The organism is Endozoicomonas sp. NE40, assembly GCF_040549045.1.
GTDB classification, from domain to species: Bacteria; Pseudomonadota; Gammaproteobacteria; order Pseudomonadales; family Endozoicomonadaceae; genus Endozoicomonas_A; species Endozoicomonas_A lisbonensis.
On the sequence record NZ_JBEWTB010000002.1, the window covers coordinates 2,312,501 to 2,333,341 of the forward strand.

Annotated in this window: 19 protein-coding genes and 2 pseudogenes; 9 read left to right on the top strand and 12 right to left on the bottom strand. The window is 47.9% G+C overall.

Annotated elements, in window-relative coordinates:
• Positions 1-590 precede the first annotated feature (590 nt).
• Positions 591-1,580, bottom strand: coding sequence for an EF-P lysine aminoacylase EpmA (gene epmA, locus V5J35_RS11500; protein WP_354007274.1), 990 nt, complete (start codon positions 1,578-1,580; stop codon positions 591-593).
• A gap of 83 nt (positions 1,581-1,663) precedes the next feature.
• On the opposite strand from epmA, the gene V5J35_RS11505 reads away from it, so the two are divergent.
• Positions 1,664-2,245, top strand: a complete 582-nt coding sequence (locus V5J35_RS11505) for a hypothetical protein (RefSeq protein ID WP_354007275.1) — start codon at positions 1,664-1,666, stop codon at positions 2,243-2,245.
• A 143-nt stretch (positions 2,246-2,388) separates the two neighbouring features.
• Here V5J35_RS11505 and efp read toward each other — a convergent pair whose 3' ends face one another.
• The gene (efp, locus tag V5J35_RS11510) at positions 2,389-2,958 is read right to left on the bottom strand and encodes an elongation factor P (RefSeq protein WP_354007276.1); all 570 of its coding nucleotides are present in this window, start codon (positions 2,956-2,958) and stop codon (positions 2,389-2,391) included.
• Positions 2,959-2,970: 12 nt separating this feature from the next.
• Here efp and epmB point away from each other — a divergent pair, with 12 nt between their 5' ends.
• The gene (gene epmB / locus V5J35_RS11515; protein ID WP_354007277.1) at positions 2,971-4,026 is read left to right on the top strand and encodes an EF-P beta-lysylation protein EpmB; all 1,056 of its coding nucleotides are present in this window, start codon (positions 2,971-2,973) and stop codon (positions 4,024-4,026) included.
• Positions 4,027-4,129: 103 nt separating this feature from the next.
• On the opposite strand, the gene V5J35_RS11520 is transcribed toward epmB, so the two are convergent.
• On the bottom strand, positions 4,130-5,149 hold the full coding sequence (locus tag V5J35_RS11520; RefSeq protein ID WP_354007278.1) for a TLC domain-containing protein: 1,020 nt from the start codon (positions 5,147-5,149) through the stop codon (positions 4,130-4,132).
• Between the two features lie 49 nt (positions 5,150-5,198).
• Here V5J35_RS11520 and V5J35_RS11525 point away from each other — a divergent pair.
• Positions 5,199-5,354 (top strand): annotated as a pseudogene (locus V5J35_RS11525) (alanine:cation symporter family protein); the annotation flags it as partial.
• Positions 5,355-5,445: 91 nt separating this feature from the next.
• Here the strand turns inward: V5J35_RS11525 and V5J35_RS11530 are convergent.
• A complete protein-coding gene (locus tag V5J35_RS11530; RefSeq protein WP_354007279.1) occupies positions 5,446-6,411 on the bottom strand; it encodes a PLP-dependent cysteine synthase family protein in 966 nt (321 codons plus the stop codon).
• Between the two features lie 156 nt (positions 6,412-6,567).
• Here V5J35_RS11530 and V5J35_RS11535 point away from each other — a divergent pair, with 156 nt between their 5' ends.
• Entirely contained in the window at positions 6,568-7,224 is a 657-nt protein-coding gene (locus V5J35_RS11535) for a hypothetical protein (protein ID WP_354007280.1), read from the top strand.
• A 164-nt stretch (positions 7,225-7,388) separates the two neighbouring features.
• On the opposite strand, the gene V5J35_RS11540 is transcribed toward V5J35_RS11535, so the two are convergent.
• Positions 7,389-8,027, bottom strand: a complete 639-nt coding sequence (locus V5J35_RS11540) for a serine hydrolase (RefSeq protein WP_354007281.1) — start codon at positions 8,025-8,027, stop codon at positions 7,389-7,391.
• On the opposite strand from V5J35_RS11540, the gene V5J35_RS11545 reads away from it, so the two are divergent.
• Entirely contained in the window at positions 8,026-8,373 is a 348-nt protein-coding gene (locus V5J35_RS11545) for a hypothetical protein (protein WP_354007282.1), read from the top strand. The two genes, V5J35_RS11540 and V5J35_RS11545, sit on opposite strands and share 2 nt — an antisense overlap.
• The gene (locus V5J35_RS11550; RefSeq protein ID WP_354007283.1) at positions 8,313-9,980 is read left to right on the top strand and encodes a hypothetical protein; all 1,668 of its coding nucleotides are present in this window, start codon (positions 8,313-8,315) and stop codon (positions 9,978-9,980) included. The genes V5J35_RS11545 and V5J35_RS11550 overlap by 61 nt, the downstream gene beginning before the upstream one ends.
• Before the next feature lie 356 nt (positions 9,981-10,336).
• Here the strand turns inward: V5J35_RS11550 and V5J35_RS11555 are convergent, their stop codons facing one another.
• Entirely contained in the window at positions 10,337-11,680 is a 1,344-nt protein-coding gene (locus tag V5J35_RS11555; RefSeq protein ID WP_354007284.1) for a hypothetical protein, read from the bottom strand.
• A gap of 180 nt (positions 11,681-11,860) precedes the next feature.
• A complete protein-coding gene (gene serB, locus V5J35_RS11560) occupies positions 11,861-13,087 on the bottom strand; it encodes a phosphoserine phosphatase SerB (RefSeq protein WP_354007285.1) in 1,227 nt (408 codons plus the stop codon).
• Between the two features lie 186 nt (positions 13,088-13,273).
• Here serB and V5J35_RS11565 point away from each other — a divergent pair, with 186 nt between their 5' ends.
• Positions 13,274-14,563 carry an AhpA/YtjB family protein gene (locus V5J35_RS11565; protein ID WP_354007286.1) on the top strand — a complete coding sequence of 430 codons (1,290 nt, stop codon included), beginning with the start codon at positions 13,274-13,276 and terminating at the stop codon, positions 14,561-14,563.
• 2 nt (positions 14,564-14,565) lie between these two features.
• On the top strand, positions 14,566-15,303 hold the full coding sequence (gene nfsA, locus V5J35_RS11570) for an oxygen-insensitive NADPH nitroreductase (protein WP_354007287.1): 738 nt from the start codon (positions 14,566-14,568) through the stop codon (positions 15,301-15,303).
• Positions 15,304-15,361: 58 nt separating this feature from the next.
• On the opposite strand, the pseudogene hisF reads toward nfsA, so the two are convergent.
• From hisF to V5J35_RS11595, 5 genes and pseudogenes are all read right to left on the bottom strand, one after another.
• Positions 15,362-16,136: pseudogene (gene hisF / locus V5J35_RS11575) on the bottom strand (imidazole glycerol phosphate synthase subunit HisF).
• A gap of 16 nt (positions 16,137-16,152) precedes the next feature.
• Positions 16,153-16,539 (bottom strand): DUF4870 domain-containing protein, encoded by a 387-nt coding sequence (locus V5J35_RS11580; protein WP_354007289.1) that lies wholly within the window; start codon positions 16,537-16,539, stop codon positions 16,153-16,155.
• Positions 16,540-16,554: 15 nt separating this feature from the next.
• Positions 16,555-17,199, bottom strand: a complete 645-nt coding sequence (hisH, locus tag V5J35_RS11585) for an imidazole glycerol phosphate synthase subunit HisH (RefSeq protein WP_354007290.1) — start codon at positions 17,197-17,199, stop codon at positions 16,555-16,557.
• A 3-nt stretch (positions 17,200-17,202) separates the two neighbouring features.
• Entirely contained in the window at positions 17,203-17,796 is a 594-nt protein-coding gene (gene hisB / locus V5J35_RS11590) for an imidazoleglycerol-phosphate dehydratase HisB (RefSeq protein WP_354007291.1), read from the bottom strand.
• A 204-nt stretch (positions 17,797-18,000) separates the two neighbouring features.
• Positions 18,001-18,753, bottom strand: coding sequence for a hypothetical protein (locus V5J35_RS11595; protein WP_354007292.1), 753 nt, complete (start codon positions 18,751-18,753; stop codon positions 18,001-18,003).
• A gap of 223 nt (positions 18,754-18,976) precedes the next feature.
• Here V5J35_RS11595 and V5J35_RS11600 point away from each other — a divergent pair, with 223 nt between their 5' ends.
• A complete protein-coding gene (locus V5J35_RS11600) occupies positions 18,977-20,827 on the top strand; it encodes an SPOR domain-containing protein (protein ID WP_354007293.1) in 1,851 nt (616 codons plus the stop codon).
• Positions 20,828-20,841 lie beyond the last annotated feature (14 nt).

The following is a 20,841-nucleotide window of genomic DNA, read 5'->3' on the forward strand; positions in this document are numbered from 1 at the left end:
TAACGAGTATGTTCGCTTGCTTGATCAGCATTTTAAATCATTTCAAAGTCCGCTCTTAGAAAAGAACTCGCTTTGTTGACTGATGCAATCGCACAAGCGCCCACACGAATTGTCTGATAATTTGTTAAAGAACAGGTTCAAACCAGAGTGTTTGAACCGCTGAATCGCTCTGCTCAGTGAGCCAGTGCCGATCAGCAAGGCCGCCTATCTTACCGTGGCGGCTTTCGTTGTCAAGCGATCATTTTTCGTAGAGAAGAAAGATGCTGTCGAACTCGCTAACCGTTCAATGTTTGCCGAAGCAGTTGTTGAACTCTTGGTCAGCGGCGGTGCATTCTAGCGAATCCGTTTTTGATGTCAACCACTTAATGTTTAAGAGGAAAATCAAATTATGGGTTCGTGACTGAAACTTCAGATGGGCTTCGTTCGAAGCGGCTTTGGAAGTGATGTCCCGATCAGTGGAGGCGTAGTATACGCAGAAATTACCCTATGGCAAGCAGTAATTGAAAATTAATCGCGCCTTATCGCACCGGAAGAAAGCACTCTGAAAAATGGAGTTTCTACATCTATATAGGAAGGGCGCTTCAATACTCTCAGGCTCTATGGAAATCGAATGAGACAACATCTGCAATCGCTTTCTTTCCGAGCATCAGCATCAAAAGTCGATCTATTCCAATAGCAACTCCAGCACAGTCTGGTAATCCATGCTCCAAAGCAGCAATCAGATTCTGATCGTAAGGATAAACGGGATATCCCTGAGCCTGCCGTTTGTCCTGCTCGTTCATGAAGCGGGCTTTCTGCTCCATGGCATCGGTAAGCTCGTGGTAACCGTTGGCCAGCTCGACACCATTAATAAACAACTCAAACCGGGCTGCCACCTCATGCCCTTCTTTATCTTTGTGAATTCGGGCTAGTGCTGACATGCTGGCAGGGTAGTCATAGACATAAACGCCAGCCAGAGATTCTGGAGAGTCTTTCCCAAGACCGGGTTCGATAACGGTAGAAAACAGCAGGTCAAGGCAGTCATTCCGCTCCAGATCGTTTAACTGGGCATCCACATAGCGATGAACCAGCTTTGTCAGATCACTTAGAGTTGCTGTATGAGGGTTTATTCCAAGATGCTGGCTGAATACTTCACGGTAACTTACCCGGTTAACTTCCACAAATGCAGAGACAGAACCAAGTAAGGCTGTTATATCGTCCATTAGAGTCTGCTGATCCATCCCAACCCGATAATACTCAAGCATGGTGAATTCAGGATTGTGTCGCCCTCCAGCTTCACCGTTGCGAAATACCCTGCCCAGGGAGTAAATATCGCCACTGCCTGCAGCCAGCAGCCTTTTCATCGCAAACTCTGGCGAGGTATGCAGATAGCAAACCTTTTGCTGCCCCTCTCCCAGAGGTTTGTACTGAACCTGAAAGCTATCAATAAATACATCAACGGTTGCTGCACCTGAAAGCATTGGAGTTTCGACTTCCAGAACTGACTGGCTGTCAAAGTACTGCCGTATACCTTTAAGTAGCTCTGCTCTTCTGCGCAGCGTCACCAATGAAGCGGAGGGTTGCCAGTTATCGCCGATCATCGGCTTATTACTCCTGTTTTTGAATCATATATAGGGTTCATTTCTATACTGAAAAAGCAATTGATTGTAACAAGGAAGTGAATATGACGTTGTTCAAGAAAATCCCGGCGATTCTGGCAATAAGCCTGATGCCCACATTAGCCATTGCCTGCCCTTACTCTAAACCCAACAGCCCTCAGGCACCTGCCGCATGCTCTATTCCCGATGGAGTCTATGAGTTGAGCGGCAGACTCTCAACCGCCTCCAATTATACGCTGTTGGTCTTTGTCAAGAATGCGTCTGCGAGGATGCTCATTAAAGATAAAGCTGGAAACAGAGACTTTATAGTTACTGCTAAACGTCCCAAGCGTGACTCTCGTCATGGCAAAAGAGGCATGAAGCCAGATGCACATGGACACCATCATAGAGACCATAAAGGCAAGCATCGTCGTCCCGGAGGACCACATAAAGGGCATGGAAAGAAACCCGAAAGAATAGCTATCTGTCAGGGAAATCAGATTAATATCTGTTTCGGCCCTGAATCTAAAAAGGCGGCAGCTACTCCCAAAGGACTGACAGGAGGCATGCAGCTGACTCACACCAATGGCCAGTTATCTGGATCAATCACCCTGAATGGCAGCCTTAACGGAAAAAATGCTGTTCAGCTGATCAGACAAAGTCGTTAAAAAACCTGCATTGAGTCAGAACAACAGAAAAGGGGAAGCCATTTACAGTTTCCCCTTTTTATATGGAAATGCAATTTTCACCGCCAGAAGGTGATGAAAACTGCATTTCCTCGCTCATGGCTGTTTATATGAAGCAACAATGCTTACTTCACACGACCTACGTACTCACCAGTACGGGTGTCGATCTTCAGCACTTCACCTTCAACAATGAACAGTGGCACCTTAACGGTTGCGCCAGTAGACAGCTTGGCTGGTTTGGAACCACCCTGGGCAGTATCACCTTTCAGGCCCGGGTCAGTTTCTACAACTTGCAGCTCAACAAAGTTAGGAGCAGATACGGACAGTGGGGAGCCGTTGTACAGCGTTACACTGTATACTTCCTGTTCCTTCAGCCAGTCGATGGTGTCACCCACCGCCGCTTTGCTGGCAGCGTGCTGCTCGTAAGAACCATCTGTCATCATGAAGTGCCAGAATTCACCGTCGGTGTACAGGTACTCCATGTCATAGTCCATTACGTCAGCCGCTTCGATGCTTTCGCCAGACTTGAAGGTGCGTTCCCAAACCCGGTTAGTCATCAGGTTACGGAACTTAACGCGGTTAAAGGCCTGGCCTTTACCGGGTTTAACAAACTCGTTCTCGATCATGACGCATGGGTCACCTTCGAGCATTACTTTAAGTCCTGAACGAAACTCGTTGGTACTATAACTAGCCATCAGTCGCTACCAGTGAATACAAAAACCTCTATGATAACCCGTTCCGCACCCGGTGTGCATACCGGCAACCAACAGACTGTGTCTGACAGCTGGCAAATGCAGTTGGCAAACTGTGTTACTCAACCAGAAGAACTGCTGGAAATTCTGGGTCTGGACCCGTCCTTTTTACCTGCAGCTATCAGTGCCAGCAAAACGTTTGCCATGCGGATTCCACGTTCATATATAGCACGTATGGAGTACAGCAACCCGAATGACCCACTGTTAAAGCAGGTGTTGCCTCTGGAACAGGAACTTCGGGAGGTTGCAGGCTTTGGAATCGACCCACTGGGCGAAAAGGATAAAAATCCAACCGAAGGGGTTATCCATAAATACCATGGGCGTTTATTGCTGATCACCAGTGGTGCCTGTGCTGTCAATTGCCGGTTTTGCTTTCGCCGGCACTTTCCGTATCAGGACAATCAGCTGAGCGGCCGTCATCTTGAAGAAGCCCTGAACTATATAAAGAATGACGATTCTATCCGGGAAGTTATCCTGTCCGGCGGTGATCCTCTCGCAGCCAGTGACCGCCGTTTACAGCAGTTAACTGAAGCACTGGCAGACATTCCGCATGTTAAGGTGCTGCGAATCCACTCCCGCCTGCCTATTGTTCTGCCCGACCGGGTTACCGATGACATGCTGGACTGGCTTGGCTCAACTCGATTAAAGACCGTTATTGTATTGCACTGCAATCACGCTAATGAGATCAATGGCAATGTCAGAGCGGCCATTGCCCGACTGAAACAAACCGGTGCTACCGTGTTGAACCAGGCGGTTCTCCTGAGAAATGTTAATGATAGCGTCGATGCACTGGTTGAACTGAGCGAAACACTGTTCGATGCTGGCGCTATGCCCTACTACCTGCACCTGCTCGATAAAGTACAGGGGGCTGCGCATTTTGATATTTCCAGAGAATCGGCTCAAGACCTGGTCAGGGGTATGATGCAGCGCTGTTCCGGCTATCTTGTTCCCAAGCTGGTTCAGGAGATTGCCGGGAAAACCAGCAAAACTATCATTCCACTGAGTGAATGAATTACGTTCCCTTCAGTCAGAAGCTGAGTCTTCTGCCTTGCTGGTCACTCCGGGGCTTTTGTGACAGCTTCGTCAGGCTCCGGAAAAGCAAAGTTGGCAGGATCTAGTTTGATACTGGAGAAAAACGCTGCCACGCGGTTTTGATGATCATATACCCCCAATAAAGGTTCATCAGGTTAAGAGCCATGCCGCCCGCAACGATTACATTAGATAATATGGGGTTTTTATTATATTCCTCTTTATTCAGGTAGGTGTCTTTGATGAACCTGTAAGATTCATAGGGAATAACGACAAGGCGGCTGCCAAAGAAAGCCAGAGTAAAAGGAATAAAGAACCCCAGTGGACGCTTGCTTCCTTTAGCTAAATAACGCTCTTTGTAGAGTACTCCGGCACTGTAGAAGACCTGTGAAGATTCGACGACCATACCAAAAATCGCTAGCCTTAACTTGCCTGTGTAGTGAGATACTGTGCTACCAGCAAAGATGATGAATCCGTGAAGCACAAATATATTTTCCTTTTCGTACCATGAAAACAGCATTTCATAGGCTGAATAAGCGTATATAACAAGAGGGAGCAGGTTTTCAGCATTATTCTCAAAGGACGGAGGTGCCGCTACGACTTCAGACAGTGTCTGGTTCCCGGTCGAATACAGGTAGACACTTGCAGGCCCCGTAGCAAGAGCGTTGAAAAGTGGTGAAACACGAGAGTTGCCGGACACAATCCGGGTCGCGACAAAAAAACAAAACAATGCAGAAGCTAAAAGCTGCTGTTGCCGATACAGTGCGGAGTCCCTGGCCTCGCTGTCCATAACGTTATCCGCCTGCTCGCCTGTTAACAGCTTCGGTAACAACAGGCAGACAGGCTGACCAGAGTCGGTACAGCCATCCATCGTCCCCGGATGCGTACAGTCCACCACAGAAATGGAGCCGTCATAAAATAACTGGCTACCGACTTCATTCTGACTTTCCGGGACGTTATCCAGATTGCGTTCTGCCTGCAGTTGTAACGGACAACATACAGGGAAAAAATGTTCTGATTCTAAAGTGCTATTGTTTGCCCAGACGAGACAGTCGAAGTAAAACAAACAAATAAACAACGCTAAATCGATAATGTATTTTTTCATGATGCACTGGAGTAGCTTCGTTTCACCGTAAATTCAGCTCCTGACGGTTGAACTGACTTTCATCTGGTTGGTTGCCGACACCCTGAGCGCTATGATGGCTATTCCTAACCTCATTGCACTGGGTCTTCTGAGCCCTGTTGTATTTAAGCTGGTTAAGGAATATAAGGAAAGATCAAAAGCGACGCCACATCCTGTTGCGAAATAATTTAGCTGACTGATAAAGGGCTGCCATGTGGTAGCCCTATTCAGTTAAGGCACTTTCACTTATGTTGAGATCCAACCTCTGAATGACCAAACTATTCAGGCCACAAATCTGTGCTTAAGTATTTGAGTCCAGAATCACAAAGCAAAACCGCAATAGTTTTTCCAGCATGGGTTGTTTGCAATAAATTAATCGCTGCGGCTACATTGGCACCTGCGCTAAACCCGGCAAACAATCCTTCTTTTTGAGCCAGTTGGCGTGTCCAATAGATCGCATCTTCATCGGATACTTTAATGAACCCATCAATATTTTTAGTATCAATTAACGTTAACTGAGGCATTGAATAACCCCCTCCCTGGATACGGTGGTTGGGATTGGTTACTTTTTCTCCTTTCAGGACCGCGGCACTGGAGGGCTCAACAATAAAGCAGTTGATGGCTGGATTTGTTTCTTTGAAGAACTTGCTACACCCTGCAAAAGTGCCACCAGAACCTACGAAATCACAAAATGCATCTATTGCCCCTGCTTGTCTCAGGATTTCGGGGCCAGTATTGATGTAGTGAGCACGCCAGCTGCCTTCCAGTTTAAACTGGTCTGCGCGAAAAGCACCTCGCTCTTCAATGAGTTCAATAACACGTTTATTAACTAATTCAAGGTCAGCACCAGAAACTTGGCCAGGTGTAGATTCCGGGCATTGATCCACTAAAATAACTTCTGCTCCAAGTGCTTTCATCATACGCGCTCTTTCAATAGAGTTGCCTCGCGACATAACTGCAATAAAGGGATAGTTTTTTGCTGCACAGACAATAGCCAAGCCTGTGCCTGTGTTACCGCTAGTCAATTCAATAACAGGCTGGCGTGGTTGCAACACACCATTATTTTCAGCATCTTCTATGATCTGCCTGGCAATTCGGTCTTTTTTAGAATAGCCGGGATTAAGAAATTCAAGTTTGGCAACAATACGGCCATTATAATTTTGTGTAAGTCGACTGAGTTCAACGAGTGGAGTGTTGCCAATTGTTTCAATCGCGGATGAAAGTAAATGAGTTTCGCGGCTCATATCAGGACTCTCTTCTATTGTTAGTCGTTGTTAGAGAACAAGTATGGTAAATAGATAGCGTCTTTGCATTAGCGCCCAAGGAAACGTCATTTGACGTCCTAATCAGAACGTAGCTCAAGCCGATAGTAGAAAAACAATCCCTAAGAGCCAGACACAATGCCTGACGCAAGGATAGGTTCTACACAAATAAGCCCGATCTCCAGGGATAATGCTCCGGATAAAACACAGGCTCCGGATGCCACGGGCAAACTTGGACGCTTCAAAGTTGCCAAGCTGAAGCTTTCCGAAGGTGGTTTTTTAAATCGAATATCTAATTTATTCTCAAAAAAAACACCAAGCACACCGCTGGGCAACAGAAAGATTACCAAAACTCCTGTTGAGCCAAAGCTCATGCAGCCCGGCAGCAAAAATAAAAAAACAGCCCGGGCCGCTGCGAACCCGGTTAAACAGAATTCATCGGCTCGCAACAAGGCAGATACAACCCTTCATGCCCTAAAAAACCAACCCGGTGTTAGTGACAGCTTCAAAACCCTCGACAAGGTCCTTATGACCGTGGTTAAAACTAAAGCGGACATGCAGGCTCACCCCCGTAATTCCAGAGAAAGAAGGGAAGCAAGCCTGGAACTGCAACTGGCCCAGAAGGAATTGAAACAGGCAGTTAATGAGTTCAATAGCAAGAGCAGTGCCGCAGGACTGGAACCACTCAATACTTATGACCTTGAACTGGCTATGCTCAATGGGCATATTGAGGGCTTTGATGGAGACAAAGCAAACCTTGAGAAATACCAGTCCATCAAAAAAGCTCTCTCATGACTCGCTCTGACGCCATCATTTGTTAAAAAGACAAGCCTGCTTACGCAAACAGACTTTCTTTCAAATTGAAGAAAAACAATTTAACGGTATCAACCAACCGATCAAACAAGCCACCCTGTTCAATCGCTCTGGCGGACACCAGGTCAACCTCTTTTACGGTTTTGTCATCCAGTATCCAGCGATACGGTACCCAGAGCCTGCCCTGCTTCAATAGGTGCCTTGATCGGCGTTTCAACACTGTATTCAACATCCAGCTTCTTTGCTGCGCCTCGTGGCAAGACGGTGAAGATATCTTCAGCAACGGTCAGCTCAACCATGTCGTCTTTACCCATCCACAGTTTTTCTGTCATCAGGGCTTCACCGATTTTTACTTGTTCAGTGCTTTCAAAGAAGCGAAACCATAGGTCAGCAGTTTGCGGCTTTCTTCCAGACGTACCCGCTGGCTTGGCGTACCCATCACCACAGAAATCAGGCGCATATCGCCCTGAACCGCAGAACTTACCAGACTGAACCATAATGCCACGGCTCAGGTTTGCAACACTGATTTCGTCACTCGGTTCGATAAACATTTTGGAGGAGTCCGGAAAGTTCCTAGGCCAGGCGGTCTGCCTGATGGTGACCGTGTCATCAAACGCCAGACGTCCATTATTAATCTCCTGACCAATAACGTAAGCGGTCATCATTTTGGTCAGGCTGGCGGGAGCCAGTTCTTCATCCGGATTGCTGGAGGCAATGATTTCTCCGGATTCATAATCCATTAACACATATCCCTTGGCATTAATGGCCGGGGCATCGGGAATCATGGAAACCAATGCCAGTGCATTGCCAGATGCCAGTGTAAAAATGGTTGCCGTTGCGCCAACAAGTTTTTTTACTGAAGCTAGTTGTGAAACAGCAAATTGTCATACGGCAGCACCGAAAAACCCTCTCAGGCCGATAAATCCGGTAAGTGTCCGTAAAACCATCAGAAAGTGCCTGAAACCAGTTTTTACCACCAAAGGTGACAAAAATTGGTTTCCCCGCTCACGGCTGTTTATGATGAATAAATACCTGAACGTTTTTCAGTCGACAAAATCAGGACTTTTTCCATGGACACGCAGATTGAAAGGACTCAGCTGCAGGTACCAGAACGCAATCTTAAGACGCTGACTTTTTGTAGTGCGGATGCACAATCATTAAATCAATGGCTTCAGGCATTGCCGAGAACGAACCTGCCGGATTGTGCCAAAAAACTGGGTTTTGCTCTCAAGGAACTGGCAAAACTCAATATGACGTCAAAAGAGCTATTCGGACTGGTTGAGCTGATCAGGCCCGTTGTTTATTTCATCACCCACCAGATAAATCGCAACGAACTGACTGAGGGCATTGTCCACAGTGAACAGCAGATCTCCCTGTTGGGAAAATGCCAGCAACTGCATTTACTGCTATTCAGCTGTTACAAGTCGGTTGTCGACATTCATATCAAAAACAGTGACGACAGCGCTCTGATGGCAGCGCCAGTACACCGGGCAATAGCTGAAAGCCACAGCCTTCTTCTGCTCATGCAGGAGCATTACCGGGAGATGCCTGCAACAGTGTGGCTGGATACTCACAAGCTGGTTCACATTGCCGGGGAAAACGACATGCTGCAATGCAGCTTTGATGACCCGCTGACGGCCAAGGCTCGTGAACTGACGATTATTGATCAATATAAGCGAATGCTTCTTCTAAGCCATTGCCGTTCTAATCAGTTACATCAATCAGAGATTCGTCAGGTCAATAAAGCCCTGTGCTTATGGGCGCCCCATGGCAGACTTCTCGACCAGCCGGACCAGAATTGCTGGTTTATGGTGAATACGCTATCCGATGAAGGTCTGCACCACACATTAACCGAAACCAGTAATGAACATCCGGGACTAAAAGGTATGGATACCCGGGTTCTCAGTGCTCACCTGAAAAAAGTGGCCAGTTCAATTGACGAAAACAAACCGGCTACTTTGTCAAAGAACCTGGTTCTACACCTCGCTTCTGCCTGGGGTGCATTAACACAAAGGCAACATATTCGTCATGAAGGGTCTGAAAGCTGTTCATTTGCTTACGGCAGTAGCGCCTCTCATTATTATTTATCAGACAAACAGACATTTGACGATTTGGTCAAAAAACACTCAGATTCACATAAATCGGGAAAAAGCGGTTTTATTCCAGATAAAAGCGACATCTGGGAAGACGTACATGACGTTGATCAGGAAACAGGAGCATCCGAAGATAAAGCTTCCCTGGATTTTGAAGCCACTCCAACCGGGTCACCACTTTACCCCTGTTTTTCGGGAAAAGTGCTTAACACCAGTGCTGGCGGTTACTGTCTACAGGTGAGAGCGAATCCGGATATAACTCTGGTACCGGGCGAGCTGATTGCCGTGCAGGAAGGTACGCAGACAAACTGGATACTGGCGAGTGCTCGCTGGGTACACTCTATAGACGACAATAATATTATGCTTGGCGCCCAGTTGCTAAGTGCCAATACCAAACCCTGTGCCATTACACCGCTCAAGAAAACCCGGGACGCCAGCCATTATCAAAGAGCTTTCCTGCAGCCCGCCATGCCAGCCCTGAACAGTCAGGCCACTCTGATCACACCACGCATTCCCTTTACAGCAGGAATGAAGTTTATTCTTCTGGAAGGTGGAAAAATCATAAAAGGGCAGTTACTGGAGTGCATAGAATCAACACCGAGCTATAGTCAGTATCAGTTTCGATTTCTGGATAGTTCGCTATAAGGTGCAAGAGTGTTCAGGCAGTTCCCTTTCATAAAACCGACTTGTTTTTTATTGGCGTCGTTCAGTGCTGGCTGTAGTACCACTGAAAAAGTGATGGACTCATGGCGGGGACATCATATCGAAGAAGTTGTCGCGAACTGGGGAGCCCCCAGTTCCAGCCTGAAACTGACCGATGGCAGAAGTATATATAGCTGGGTCTCAAACTGGGGGTCAGCTTATCTCCTGAATACCTGCCGACAGTCTTTTACAACAGACCAGTATAATATCATTCAGAACTGGCGTTTTACCGGCTGCCCGCAGTGGCAAACGCTGTCTGTGAAGGATGTATCAGAGTTTTTCCCACAAAAGAACTAAAGCTATGGCAATGCTAAACAGAGAGGCGTTTGTTTTAACAATAAGGTGACAGTACCCTCTATTATTCCAAGGATGCTTTGTACTTTAGAATTTACGGTTTCAACACCTTCAAACAAAGGCTTAAATCTTTCTCTCTGCAACTCTCCGGCTTTGGATAAAACAGCACCTGCGAATATTGTATTCAAGGGCAGCCGGGGGGTGCTTTCTGTTTCCTGATAAGAGTCATCAAAAGGGTAGTGCATATCAGGATGCATCATTGCCGTATCGGGCAGGGAATCTCCCGCAGAAATAACGACTTTAATTTTATCTCTGAATGAAGGGAACTCCTCTGACAGGGCGTTCATTAGCCTGGAAAAGGAAACACCTTTATTAATCAACTTATGGTAAGCAAAAAGGACGGTTGAACCGAAATCAGCAGATTGCTGCCAATACCGGTACTCAGGTTCTGTCTTTACGATACTTTCCAGTTTTTCAACTGTGCTGGATATACTGTCAACGGCAAAAAACGGACATTCGTTTTTCAATGAACGAGCGCTGACAGTCGTTGTACAACCAGCAGGCCTGATCAAATCCCAGTAGGAATCATTGAAATAGATCCCGTAGTGCGACTTTATGAATACAGGTATTTTTTCACCAAAAAGTGGATTTTTCGTAAAACAATTAAAGAAGTAGCGGGAGCCTTCTCCGGCAATCACTATATCAGGTTCAGGATAGGGGCGTGACCAGTTGCGAAATGAAAGTTCATAATAGTTACGAGCCGTATTGTAGATGAGTAACAGCTGCTTATTCTGCCGTAATATCAGGAGTGCATCGGCCAGCTTAGCATGCAACTCTGTCTCAGTAAGGTCTTTATAGAGAACCGTTCCATCAATATCCCACAAGAGAACTAATAGCCACCCGGGGTTCTTAGCCATCGTTTTTTCCAGACTATCCAGCTGAAATAGTAAATGATTAAGATTTTCTACGGTTTGCTCATCCTTGCCTTGCCCTGCTCCGTTTGTTTGAGATAAAGAAAGTTCCTTGAAAGATCTGGTAGTCCGGGCGACCTGCCCCTCTGCCTGACAATCTGGTGTGTTGGAGGCATTAGGGGTGTTTGGGTCAGGTCTGTTAATAACATCATCCGGCTTTAAGGCGTTGCAGGCTATGAAATGTATTAACTGATCATACTCCCCTTTCAAAGCTGTACTGATGTCATATTGTACAGAGAGCAGCCTGAAAAGCTGGGTGGCAGAAAAAGTTGCTTCCGAAAAGGCATCAGTGGTGCCTGTTAACAATAAACTGGTGTAAAGGATCAGGCAGCGGATATAGATTGTTCTTGTGGTTAATAACCGTTTTCTTCTTATCATTTGACTCTCATCTGCAAGAGACAGATCAACCGAAAGAGAGTAGACGATTATTAAAAGCCTTGCGTTAACGCCACTCCCGGAGCAAGCTCCGGGGTATCAGTCTTAGTTCGGTTGGAGTGAGTTCGTTGCAAAGCAGGGAGGAATATGGCTCGTAAAGATTTAATGCCTGAACCAACAACGTTAACGGTTTAAAAACTCCAGATCCTTTTCTCTGAAGCCCAACAGGTAGAGAATGCTGTCCAGTCCCAGAGTAGAAATAGACTGTCGTGCATTTTTCTGCACCAGAGGCTTGGCACGAAAAGCAATACCAAGACCCGCAACACTCAGCATAGGCAGGTCGTTGGCACCATCGCCCACAGCGATAACCTGTTCCAGTTCGACACCTTCTTTAACGGCAATGTTCTGCAAAAGGCTGGCTTTGCGTTCACCGTTCACAATATCACCCTTCACTTTACCCGTAACTTTGCCGTCTTTGATATCCAGCTCATTGGCATACACATAGTCGATGCCCAGCTGCTCCTGCAGATGCCGGGCAAAGTAGGTAAACCCTCCAGACAATATGGCGGTTCGATAACCAAGCGCCTTCAGGCTGTTGATCAGCCGCTCAGCCCCTTCTGTCATTGGCAGTTTTTCTGCAATGTCCTGCAACACCGACTCATCAAGCCCTTTCAACATGGCCAGACGTTCACGGAAACTGGCGTTAAAATCAAGTTCGCCCTGCATTGCCCGCTCTGTTATCTCTGCTACCTTCTCCCCGGCTCCGGCAGCATCGGCCAGCAGGTCAATCACTTCGGCCTCAATAAGGGTTGAGTCCATATCAAACACAACCAGACGCCGGTTCCGGCGAAAGACCGTGTCCTCCTGAAAAGCAACATCGACATCCAGCTCAGACGAGATATGCAAAAAGTCAGAACGGAGTTTAGCCAGATCAGGGGATGTGCCACGAACAGAGAACTGCAGACAGGAGGACAGGCTACCCTGCTCCTCCTGTTTCAGGGAACGGCGTCCAGAAAGACGACGGATATCGTCAATATTCAACCCGTGTTCTGCCGTGATACTCGACACCCTGGCAATCTGTTCAGCGGATACATGCCGGGCCAGCAACGTCAGAATATAACGCTTTTTCCCCTGTTCTCTGACCCAGTGTTCATAGTTTTCATCAGAAACGGGCTGATAGTTAAATTGCAGATTGTGTTCATGGAAATGGAACATCAATTCTTTAATAACCGGTGCAGCTTCCTTTCCTTCAGGCAGACGAACCAGAATCCCCCAGGTTAATGTGTCATGAATAACCGACTGGCCAATATCCAGAATTTCCAGTCCATAGTCAGCCATAATGGATGTAATGGAAGAGGTCAGCCCGGGTTTATCCTGCCCGGTGACATTAATCAGCAGTATTTCGCTCACTTTTTATCCGGCAATTTTATTTATCTGCAAGTATTGTAACCCACTCAGCGGCGGGTTTAAGCACCTGACAATACAAAACCGGCCGGGCAATCATTTGCAGCATAAATTGAAGCTCATCACTTTATTCTTCCGGGCAGCCTGTCATCATAGAAGATAAATTCGCCTCTATTCTCAGGAGATTCGGCTTTGCAATCGCCGATTACGTTCATCAAACACATCACCGATCGATTGTATTCACTGTCGATACGAAACCAGTTACTGCTGATTTTCAGCCTGTTTTTTATTGCCGTGGTCGGCAGCAGCGGCATGATTATCCGGTCAGAAATGAACTCTGCCAGCCAGCATCAGTCTGACACCATTGGCGTTTTACTGAGTCAGCAAACAGCCAGTGCAGCCACCGATATGCTGGTCACCGGAGACCGGTTAAGTCTTAGCGTTCTTCTTAATCAGCTGGTACAGACGCCTTACGTTGCGAGGGCTGCGATTTACAGTATTGATAATCGTAAAATTGCCAGCTCAGAAAGTGAAGATTCTACGACGGTTTCCGGACAGACCTATTCATCACCCATACACTATCAGGATGTTATTGCGGGTTATGTACGCCTGCAGCTGGATGAAGCCCTGTTAACCAAAAACGCCCGCGATGCGTTAGTGGTGATTACTGCCGTTAGTCTTATCCTGCTGGTTGCCGCGCTGATTTTTCTGCAATTTTATGCCACAACACTGAGCAGCAGGCTTGAACTGGTGTTGCGGCAATTAAGAAGCTTGTTGCAGACGCCGCTTGTTAAACGGGATGAATCCGGTAATGAACTGAACCAGCTGGCACACTTTGTGGAACAGCAGCTCACTGAAAAACTGGCCAACAGTCAGCCCGAAGATGAAGAGCCGGAAGCTGAGCAGGATGAAACGTCTGTGGTCGTCTGTATACGCAACAAAAACCTGCCACGTTTGCGCCAGTTGATTTCCCATCAGGACATGATGGATATTCTCCATACTCACACCTTCGCTATCGAACAGGCTGCCAGCCTTTATAACGGTGAAATAAGCTACACCCCCGAAGGTAATGCCTATATACGTTTTTCCAGTTTCGAAAGCAGCGAATTTGCACAGGATGCCCTGAGCTGCTGCCTGTTAATTGAATCGGTCAGCCGGGTGATTGGTGAGAATGCCATTGTCAAAGTTCAGGTGGGTATCGGGCTTTGTGTTAGCGATGATATTCCGGATTTTCCCGGAGACGAATCTCCCAGCGACGTAGACAGTGCCGCCGGCAACGCATTAATGCTTGCCAGCTTGCCGGGAGAAGACGGTTTGAATATGTTGAAAGAGCAGTTAAGCTGGTTGCCGACGGAGTTGGCAGAGTTCAGTGCTTCTGAACATGCAGAAGACATTGTTCAGATAACTGGTATTGCCGAAGAACAGAAAAAAAAGATCAATCAACAGGCTTATAACCTGAGCAGGGAACTGGAAAGAGAATAAGTATGAACCGATCCGTTATCGAGTTATTGCAGTCGCATCGTTCAATTCGCAAGTTTACCGACCAGCCAATTGATAACACTTTATTACGCCAGCTGATCAGCGCCGGACAAAGTGCCGCCACCTCCAGCAACCTCCAGGGTGTCAGCGTTATTCGTGTACGCAATCCTCAAACCCGTGAAGCCATGGCTGACCTGGCGGGAGGACAGGCTTATGTTGCCAGTGCCGCTGAGTTTCTGGTGTTCTGTGCCGACCTCAACCGTTCAGCCGTCTGTTGCGAAAAAGAAGGTCAGCAACTGGCTGACGGTATGACCGAACATTTCATGATCGCAACCATTGATGTGGCCCTGTTTGCCCAGAATGTCGTGGTGGCTGCTGAGTCTGAAGGACTGGGCATCTGTTATATTGGAGGCATTCGCAACAATCCGGCAAAAGTCAGTGAACTGATTAATCTTCCAAAGAATGTTTATCCGGTGTTTGGACTGTGCCTGGGCTATCCGGACCAGAACCCGGAGCTTAAGCCCCGCCTGCCTGTTGATATGGTGCTAATGGAAGAAGAGTATCAGCCTGTGGATGAACAGCTTCTGGCCGAATACGATGAAACCATGCGTCACTATTATCATCAGCGTACCAAAGGTAAGCTGAACCGGGTCTGGAGTCAGGACATGTCAGCCCTGCTTGGAAAGGAGTCTCGCCCACACATGAAAGCATTTCTTGCCAGCAAAGGCTTCAAGATGCGTTAAAGCGGTTTGAGAAAACAGCTCCCATGTGAAGTCATGGGAGCATTTTCTTAACGAACCATTACAGCCTCATTTCAATACCACGTTCTGCCATGTATTGCTTGGCTTCAGGAATCGAGTATTCCCCAAAGTGGAAAATACTCGCCGCCAGAACCGCATCCGCCTTACCTTTTTGAATACCATCCACCAGATGGTCCAGATTCCCTGCACCACCTGAAGCAATAACCGGAATAGTCAGTGCTTCGGAAATAGCCCGGGTGACGCCAAGGTCATAACCACTCTTCACACCGTCCTGATCCATACTGGTGAGCATGATTTCACCGGCTCCCAGCTGCTCCATTTTTATCGCCCACTCAACCGCATCAAACCCTGTAGGCTTGCGGCCACCGTGGGTAAAGATTTCCCAGCGGTCATCTTCGCCGGGCCGACTCACTTTCTTGGCATCGATTGCTACCACAATACATTGCGATCCAAAACGGTCGGCGGCTTCCTGAACAAACGCCGGATTAAAGACAGCTGCCGTATTGATGCTGACTTTGTCAGCTCCGGCATTGAGCATAATACGAATGTCTTCTACCTTGCGAATCCCGCCACCTACCGTCAGAGGAATAAACACTTCGCTGGCCATACGTTCCACCGTATGAACCGTTGTATCACGACCTTCATGAGTGGCAGTAATGTCCAGAAATCGTGATCTCATCAGCCCCTTCATCGTTATAACGGCGAGCGACTTCCACCGGGTCTCCGGCATCGCGAATATCCACAAACTGGACACCCTTCACCACCCGACCGTTTTCAACATCAAGACAGGGAATTATTCTTTTTGCTAAACCCATACACAGCCTTCAGTTTCTAATTCACAAACCGTACACAGAACGGATAGTGGTAATAATTCCCGCCACTGGCCTTAAGGCCAGCACGAATCATTAGCATCAACGCCAGAATAACTACCACCGGCACAAGGGGCAGTAGAAACAGCCCGACAATGATCATCTTCAGGGCAAACCACATCGCTGCCAGCAGGGTCAGGGATATCTGGAAGTTCAGCGCTTCCCTGCCATGATGGTCAAGATAAGCCGACTCATTGCGCTTGGTGAGCCAGATCAGCAGCGGCACAACAATGTTCATGCCCGGAATCATAAAACCCAGCAATGGCAACAGGTGTGCCAGCATGGCTATGTTCTTTTCATCCCGGCCCGGAGGTGGGTCCAGGTCCCTCATGGGAGGCCATTCATCCATTTTCAAAAGAACCGTTCAGGGAGTCCACTGTAAAAAGTTTTCCAGCAGTTTCAAACCACTGGCAGCACTTTTTTCCGGGTGAAACTGCACGGCAAAAATGGCATCTCTTGCCAGTGCAACATCAAAATTCACACCGTAGTCACAACGACCCACCGCAACCTCATCGTCAACGGCGTGAGCGTGGTAGCTGTGGACAAAATAAAACCGCGCGTTGTTTTCAATGCCTTCCCACAACGCATGGGGCTGATGCTGATCGACCATGCTCCAACCCATGTGGGGAACCTTCAGTTTCTCACCCGTAGTGCTTTTTAAGCCACGACCAAAGAACTTCACGTTTCCTGACATCACCCCCAGACATTCAACGCCGCCATTTTCTTCACTATGATCCAGCATGACCTGCATACCCACGCAAATACCCAGCAGCGGGCGTTCCGATGCCACAACTTCCCTGACAACGTCGTCTACACCTTTGTGTCGGATTTCTGCCATGCAGTCGCGAATCGCACCAACGCCCGGCAAGACAATCCGGTCTGCCTGCAGGATGGTTCCGGGGTCGCAGGTGACCACTACTCTGGTATCTCTACCTGCAACATGCTCCAGAGCTTTACTGGCTGAGTGCAGATTTCCCATTCCATAATCGATTACAGCCACTGTTTTCATGGTTTACAGCGAACCTTTGGTCGATGGCATCTGCCCGGACATACGGGGATCAAAGGTCAGAGCCATGCGCAAAGCCCGCCCAAACGCTTTGAAGACGGTCTCTATCTGGTGGTGAGAATTACGCCCGCGGAGGTTGTCGATGTGCAGGGTAACATTGGCATGATTAACAAAGCCCTGAAAAAACTCATAGAACAAATCAACGTCAAACTGACCAATATGAGAGCGGGTAAAATCAACATTGAACTCAAGACCAGGGCGACCTGAGAAATCGATCACAACCCTGGAAAGCGCCTCATCTAACGGCACATAAGAGTGTCCGTAACGGGTGATACCTTTTTTATCACCAATCGCTTTGGTAAATGCCTGCCCGAGAGTAATGCCTATGTCTTCAACGGTGTGATGGTCATCGATATGGTTATCACCATCGGCTTTTATATCAAGGTCAATCATGCCGTGGCGGGCAATCTGATCCATCATGTGTTCCAAAAATGGTACACCAGTATCAAACTGTCCTTTACCTGTACCATCAAGATTGATATCAACCCTGATTTTGGTTTCCAGCGTATTACGCTCTACGCTAGCTGTGCGCTTTGACATCAAAAACTCCGGTTCCTGTTTCTTTATCTGTCTGTTTTTATAACTGTCTGTTTTTGCAGGGCTGAATTTTTTATTTGCTTGTTTTTTTATTGATGCCTCCATAGCAGAGACCAGGTCATTATAGGCATTAAGCCCTTCACCGAAAACAGGCAGCCAAAACTATCTATCCCTGAGCTTGCCCCCTAGCCTGGCCCGTAGCAGCTATCATTCTTCCCGCACGTTTTCATACAACCCGCCCTTGAGCTTGCTTAACAGGTCATCCACCTTGCTGCGTTTTACCTGAACCAGCCTGCCGGTTAAAGGACGCTCGCGATCGTTCGACCAGTGCCTGGACCAGAAATCGGTCGTATCAATACACTGCTCAGGAAAATTAGTCAGGTTGAACTGTTTAGCCTGTTCAATGCAACCGGTCAGAAATTCGTCCACTTCTGACATCAGAATTGGATACTTACCTGCAGGCTCAAGTCTGGAGGCTTTCTGGGTCGTGTAGATCCAGAACTCGCCTTTTGAAGGAATCACCTGCCCGGCCATAGACGTGATGTTTTTACGGTCCAGGCGGGTTCTGCACATTCTGTGTTCGGTTCTGTCGTGTGTATCAATCATACCCGGCGTCGCCTCGACCAGAATGCCGTTCAACAGTTTTCCGACCTCAGGCACAACGCCAAGCGTCGTGTATTTGCCTTCTTCTTTAATGCGGGTCATCCAGCCACGCTGATAGCCACTGACCCACACAGGAAGCTGACTGTTGTACTTCTGCTTCATTTTTTGTTCTCTAAGACTTTCATGCATATTTCGCCCATACACCACTACATACTGAGGTTGTTTTTTATCCAGTACCGGAAAACAGTCTGTATTCAGCGCTTTCGTCTCAGGAGTAAATAAAAGACTTCCAGTCGCCAGCAAGCTGACAAGCAGAGAAACAACCGTTGCGCCCGGAACTTTCCTGAGAGTCCACATGACAAAATCCTCACCAAAGAACCTTAAACATAATAGCTGTTTAAATAGCGACCCAATAAAAAGCTGCGTTATGAGTAGCAAGAAAATGAAGCCTTGCTTACTTAGCCGGGGCTTTTCGCCTGACTCACAACATCTTGTGTGATAAAAATAATTCACACACAACTCTTGCATTCCATTTGCAAATCTGTTTTGTTAAGAGTAATGAATCAGAAGGATCTGGCTCATGCCTGGTCGAGTGCTGTTTACCTGTAAGCCACTCAGCCTTTCAGTCGTGGCTGCGCTTGCACCCCTGTCTGCCCCAGTGGCGGAGGCTTTACTGTTGCCTCCAAAACCTCTTGCCCTGAGTTCATCCTGGGACTGTAAATCCAACGCAAATAACGACTGGCTGTGTCGAAGAGATGCAACCAGTGACTACAGTCAGCCTCTCGAAGAGGTGGCCAGACAACGAAAATATCAGCCCGCACAAGCCCGTGAAGACTATCTATCCGCTAATGGAGAGCCATCAGCTAATAGAGAGTCATCAACTAATAGAGGGTACCTGCCAGCTCCGGAAGGCGGTCAATACCCACCACAGCAGGAATACAATCCGGCTTACCCTTCCTCTTCAAACAACAGTTTTCGTAATACTCCTTACCAGGCTCTCTATCAGCCTGCACCAGACTATCCTCAACCACCACCGGCAAGGCAATACCGGGAGTCTCCAGTTACCAGACTACCGTCCGAACAATTTTTACCCATCTCACACAAACAACCTGTAACCTTTGCGGAAGCAGAAAGCCAGAACCTGAACCGCCTGCTGAATGCTCCACATGGCAGCTATGTGTTGCAATGGCTGGCTGCTCATACCCCAAAGCCTCTCAGGGAGCTGCAGAATTATTACCCGGTTCTTCAGGAAGCGGCGATTGTTCAATACCGTCGAAATGGCAAAGAGTGGTACGTGCTTCTTGATGGTCCCTTCAATGACAGAAACTCTGCGACCGAAGCTCTGCAGGCAGCTCCCCGGTCTGGCATGATCAACAAGCTGTATCCCTGGACCCGCTCAGTCGCCAGCATCCAGAAACTCGATCTTGTCCGCCCGGATATCACTAACCCGATTCCGGAACAACCAGTCCTGGCAGACCAGTACAACATGCCGGTTGGCTCTCCTCAGCCAGCTGAAACCATGTTTGCCAGTATTGCGCCAGCCTACCCAAGCATGGAACAGGCATCGGATTATTCCTATGAATATCCAGACTACAACACGGTTACACAACCAGAGTCTCACGACTACAACACCAATCCATTTCAACAGCCGATTCAATATAATCAGCAAAAACCAGAGCACCTGAGAGGCTATAAACGCAATACGGAACGACAGTCATCACAACAATATCAACAAGAAAAAGAGTCCGAAAAGGTTCTGGAAGCGCCTCCGGGCAGCTACACCATTCAATGGTTAGCCAGCAGTAAAAGGGAAACGCTTGAACGGACTAAACAGCGTTTTCCTTATCTGGAAGATGCTCAGGTCATTCAGTACCGCAAGCGTGGACGCAACTGGTATGTGCTGGCCAGCCCTGCTTATGGCAGCCTGGCGATGGCAAAACGAGCACTGGAACAGCCAGCCTATGCCCGCATAGCCACCCGGCTTTACCCAAGGGTTCGCCCGGTAGACAGCCTGAGGCAGCTGGTTGCACTAAGCAAACCAGCCCGTCAGGACCAGCGTATTACCGCTTCCCAACATCGTTCACGCCTGTCCAGACAGCCATCAGCATCACCTGCGCAGCCAGTTAGAAATCATCCAGGCAGCCTTCTGCAGAACTCAGATGGCAGTTATACGATTCAGTGGTTTGCAGCTAACAAGCCAGAATCCATTAAAAAAATGAAGCAGCGTTTTCCTGAGCTGGCTTCTGCGATCACGGTTCATTACCGCCGTAACCAGAAAGACTGGTATGTGCTGTTACAGGGGCAGTTCAGCAGTAGCAGTGAAGCACTGTCGATCATAAAGTCGCCGGTTATGCAGGATGCTGTCAGAGTCCTGCATCCATGGACTCGCCCTCTGACCTCCCTGAAAAAGCTGGGTATCCGGGAAACCTGACGTCCTTTATAGTT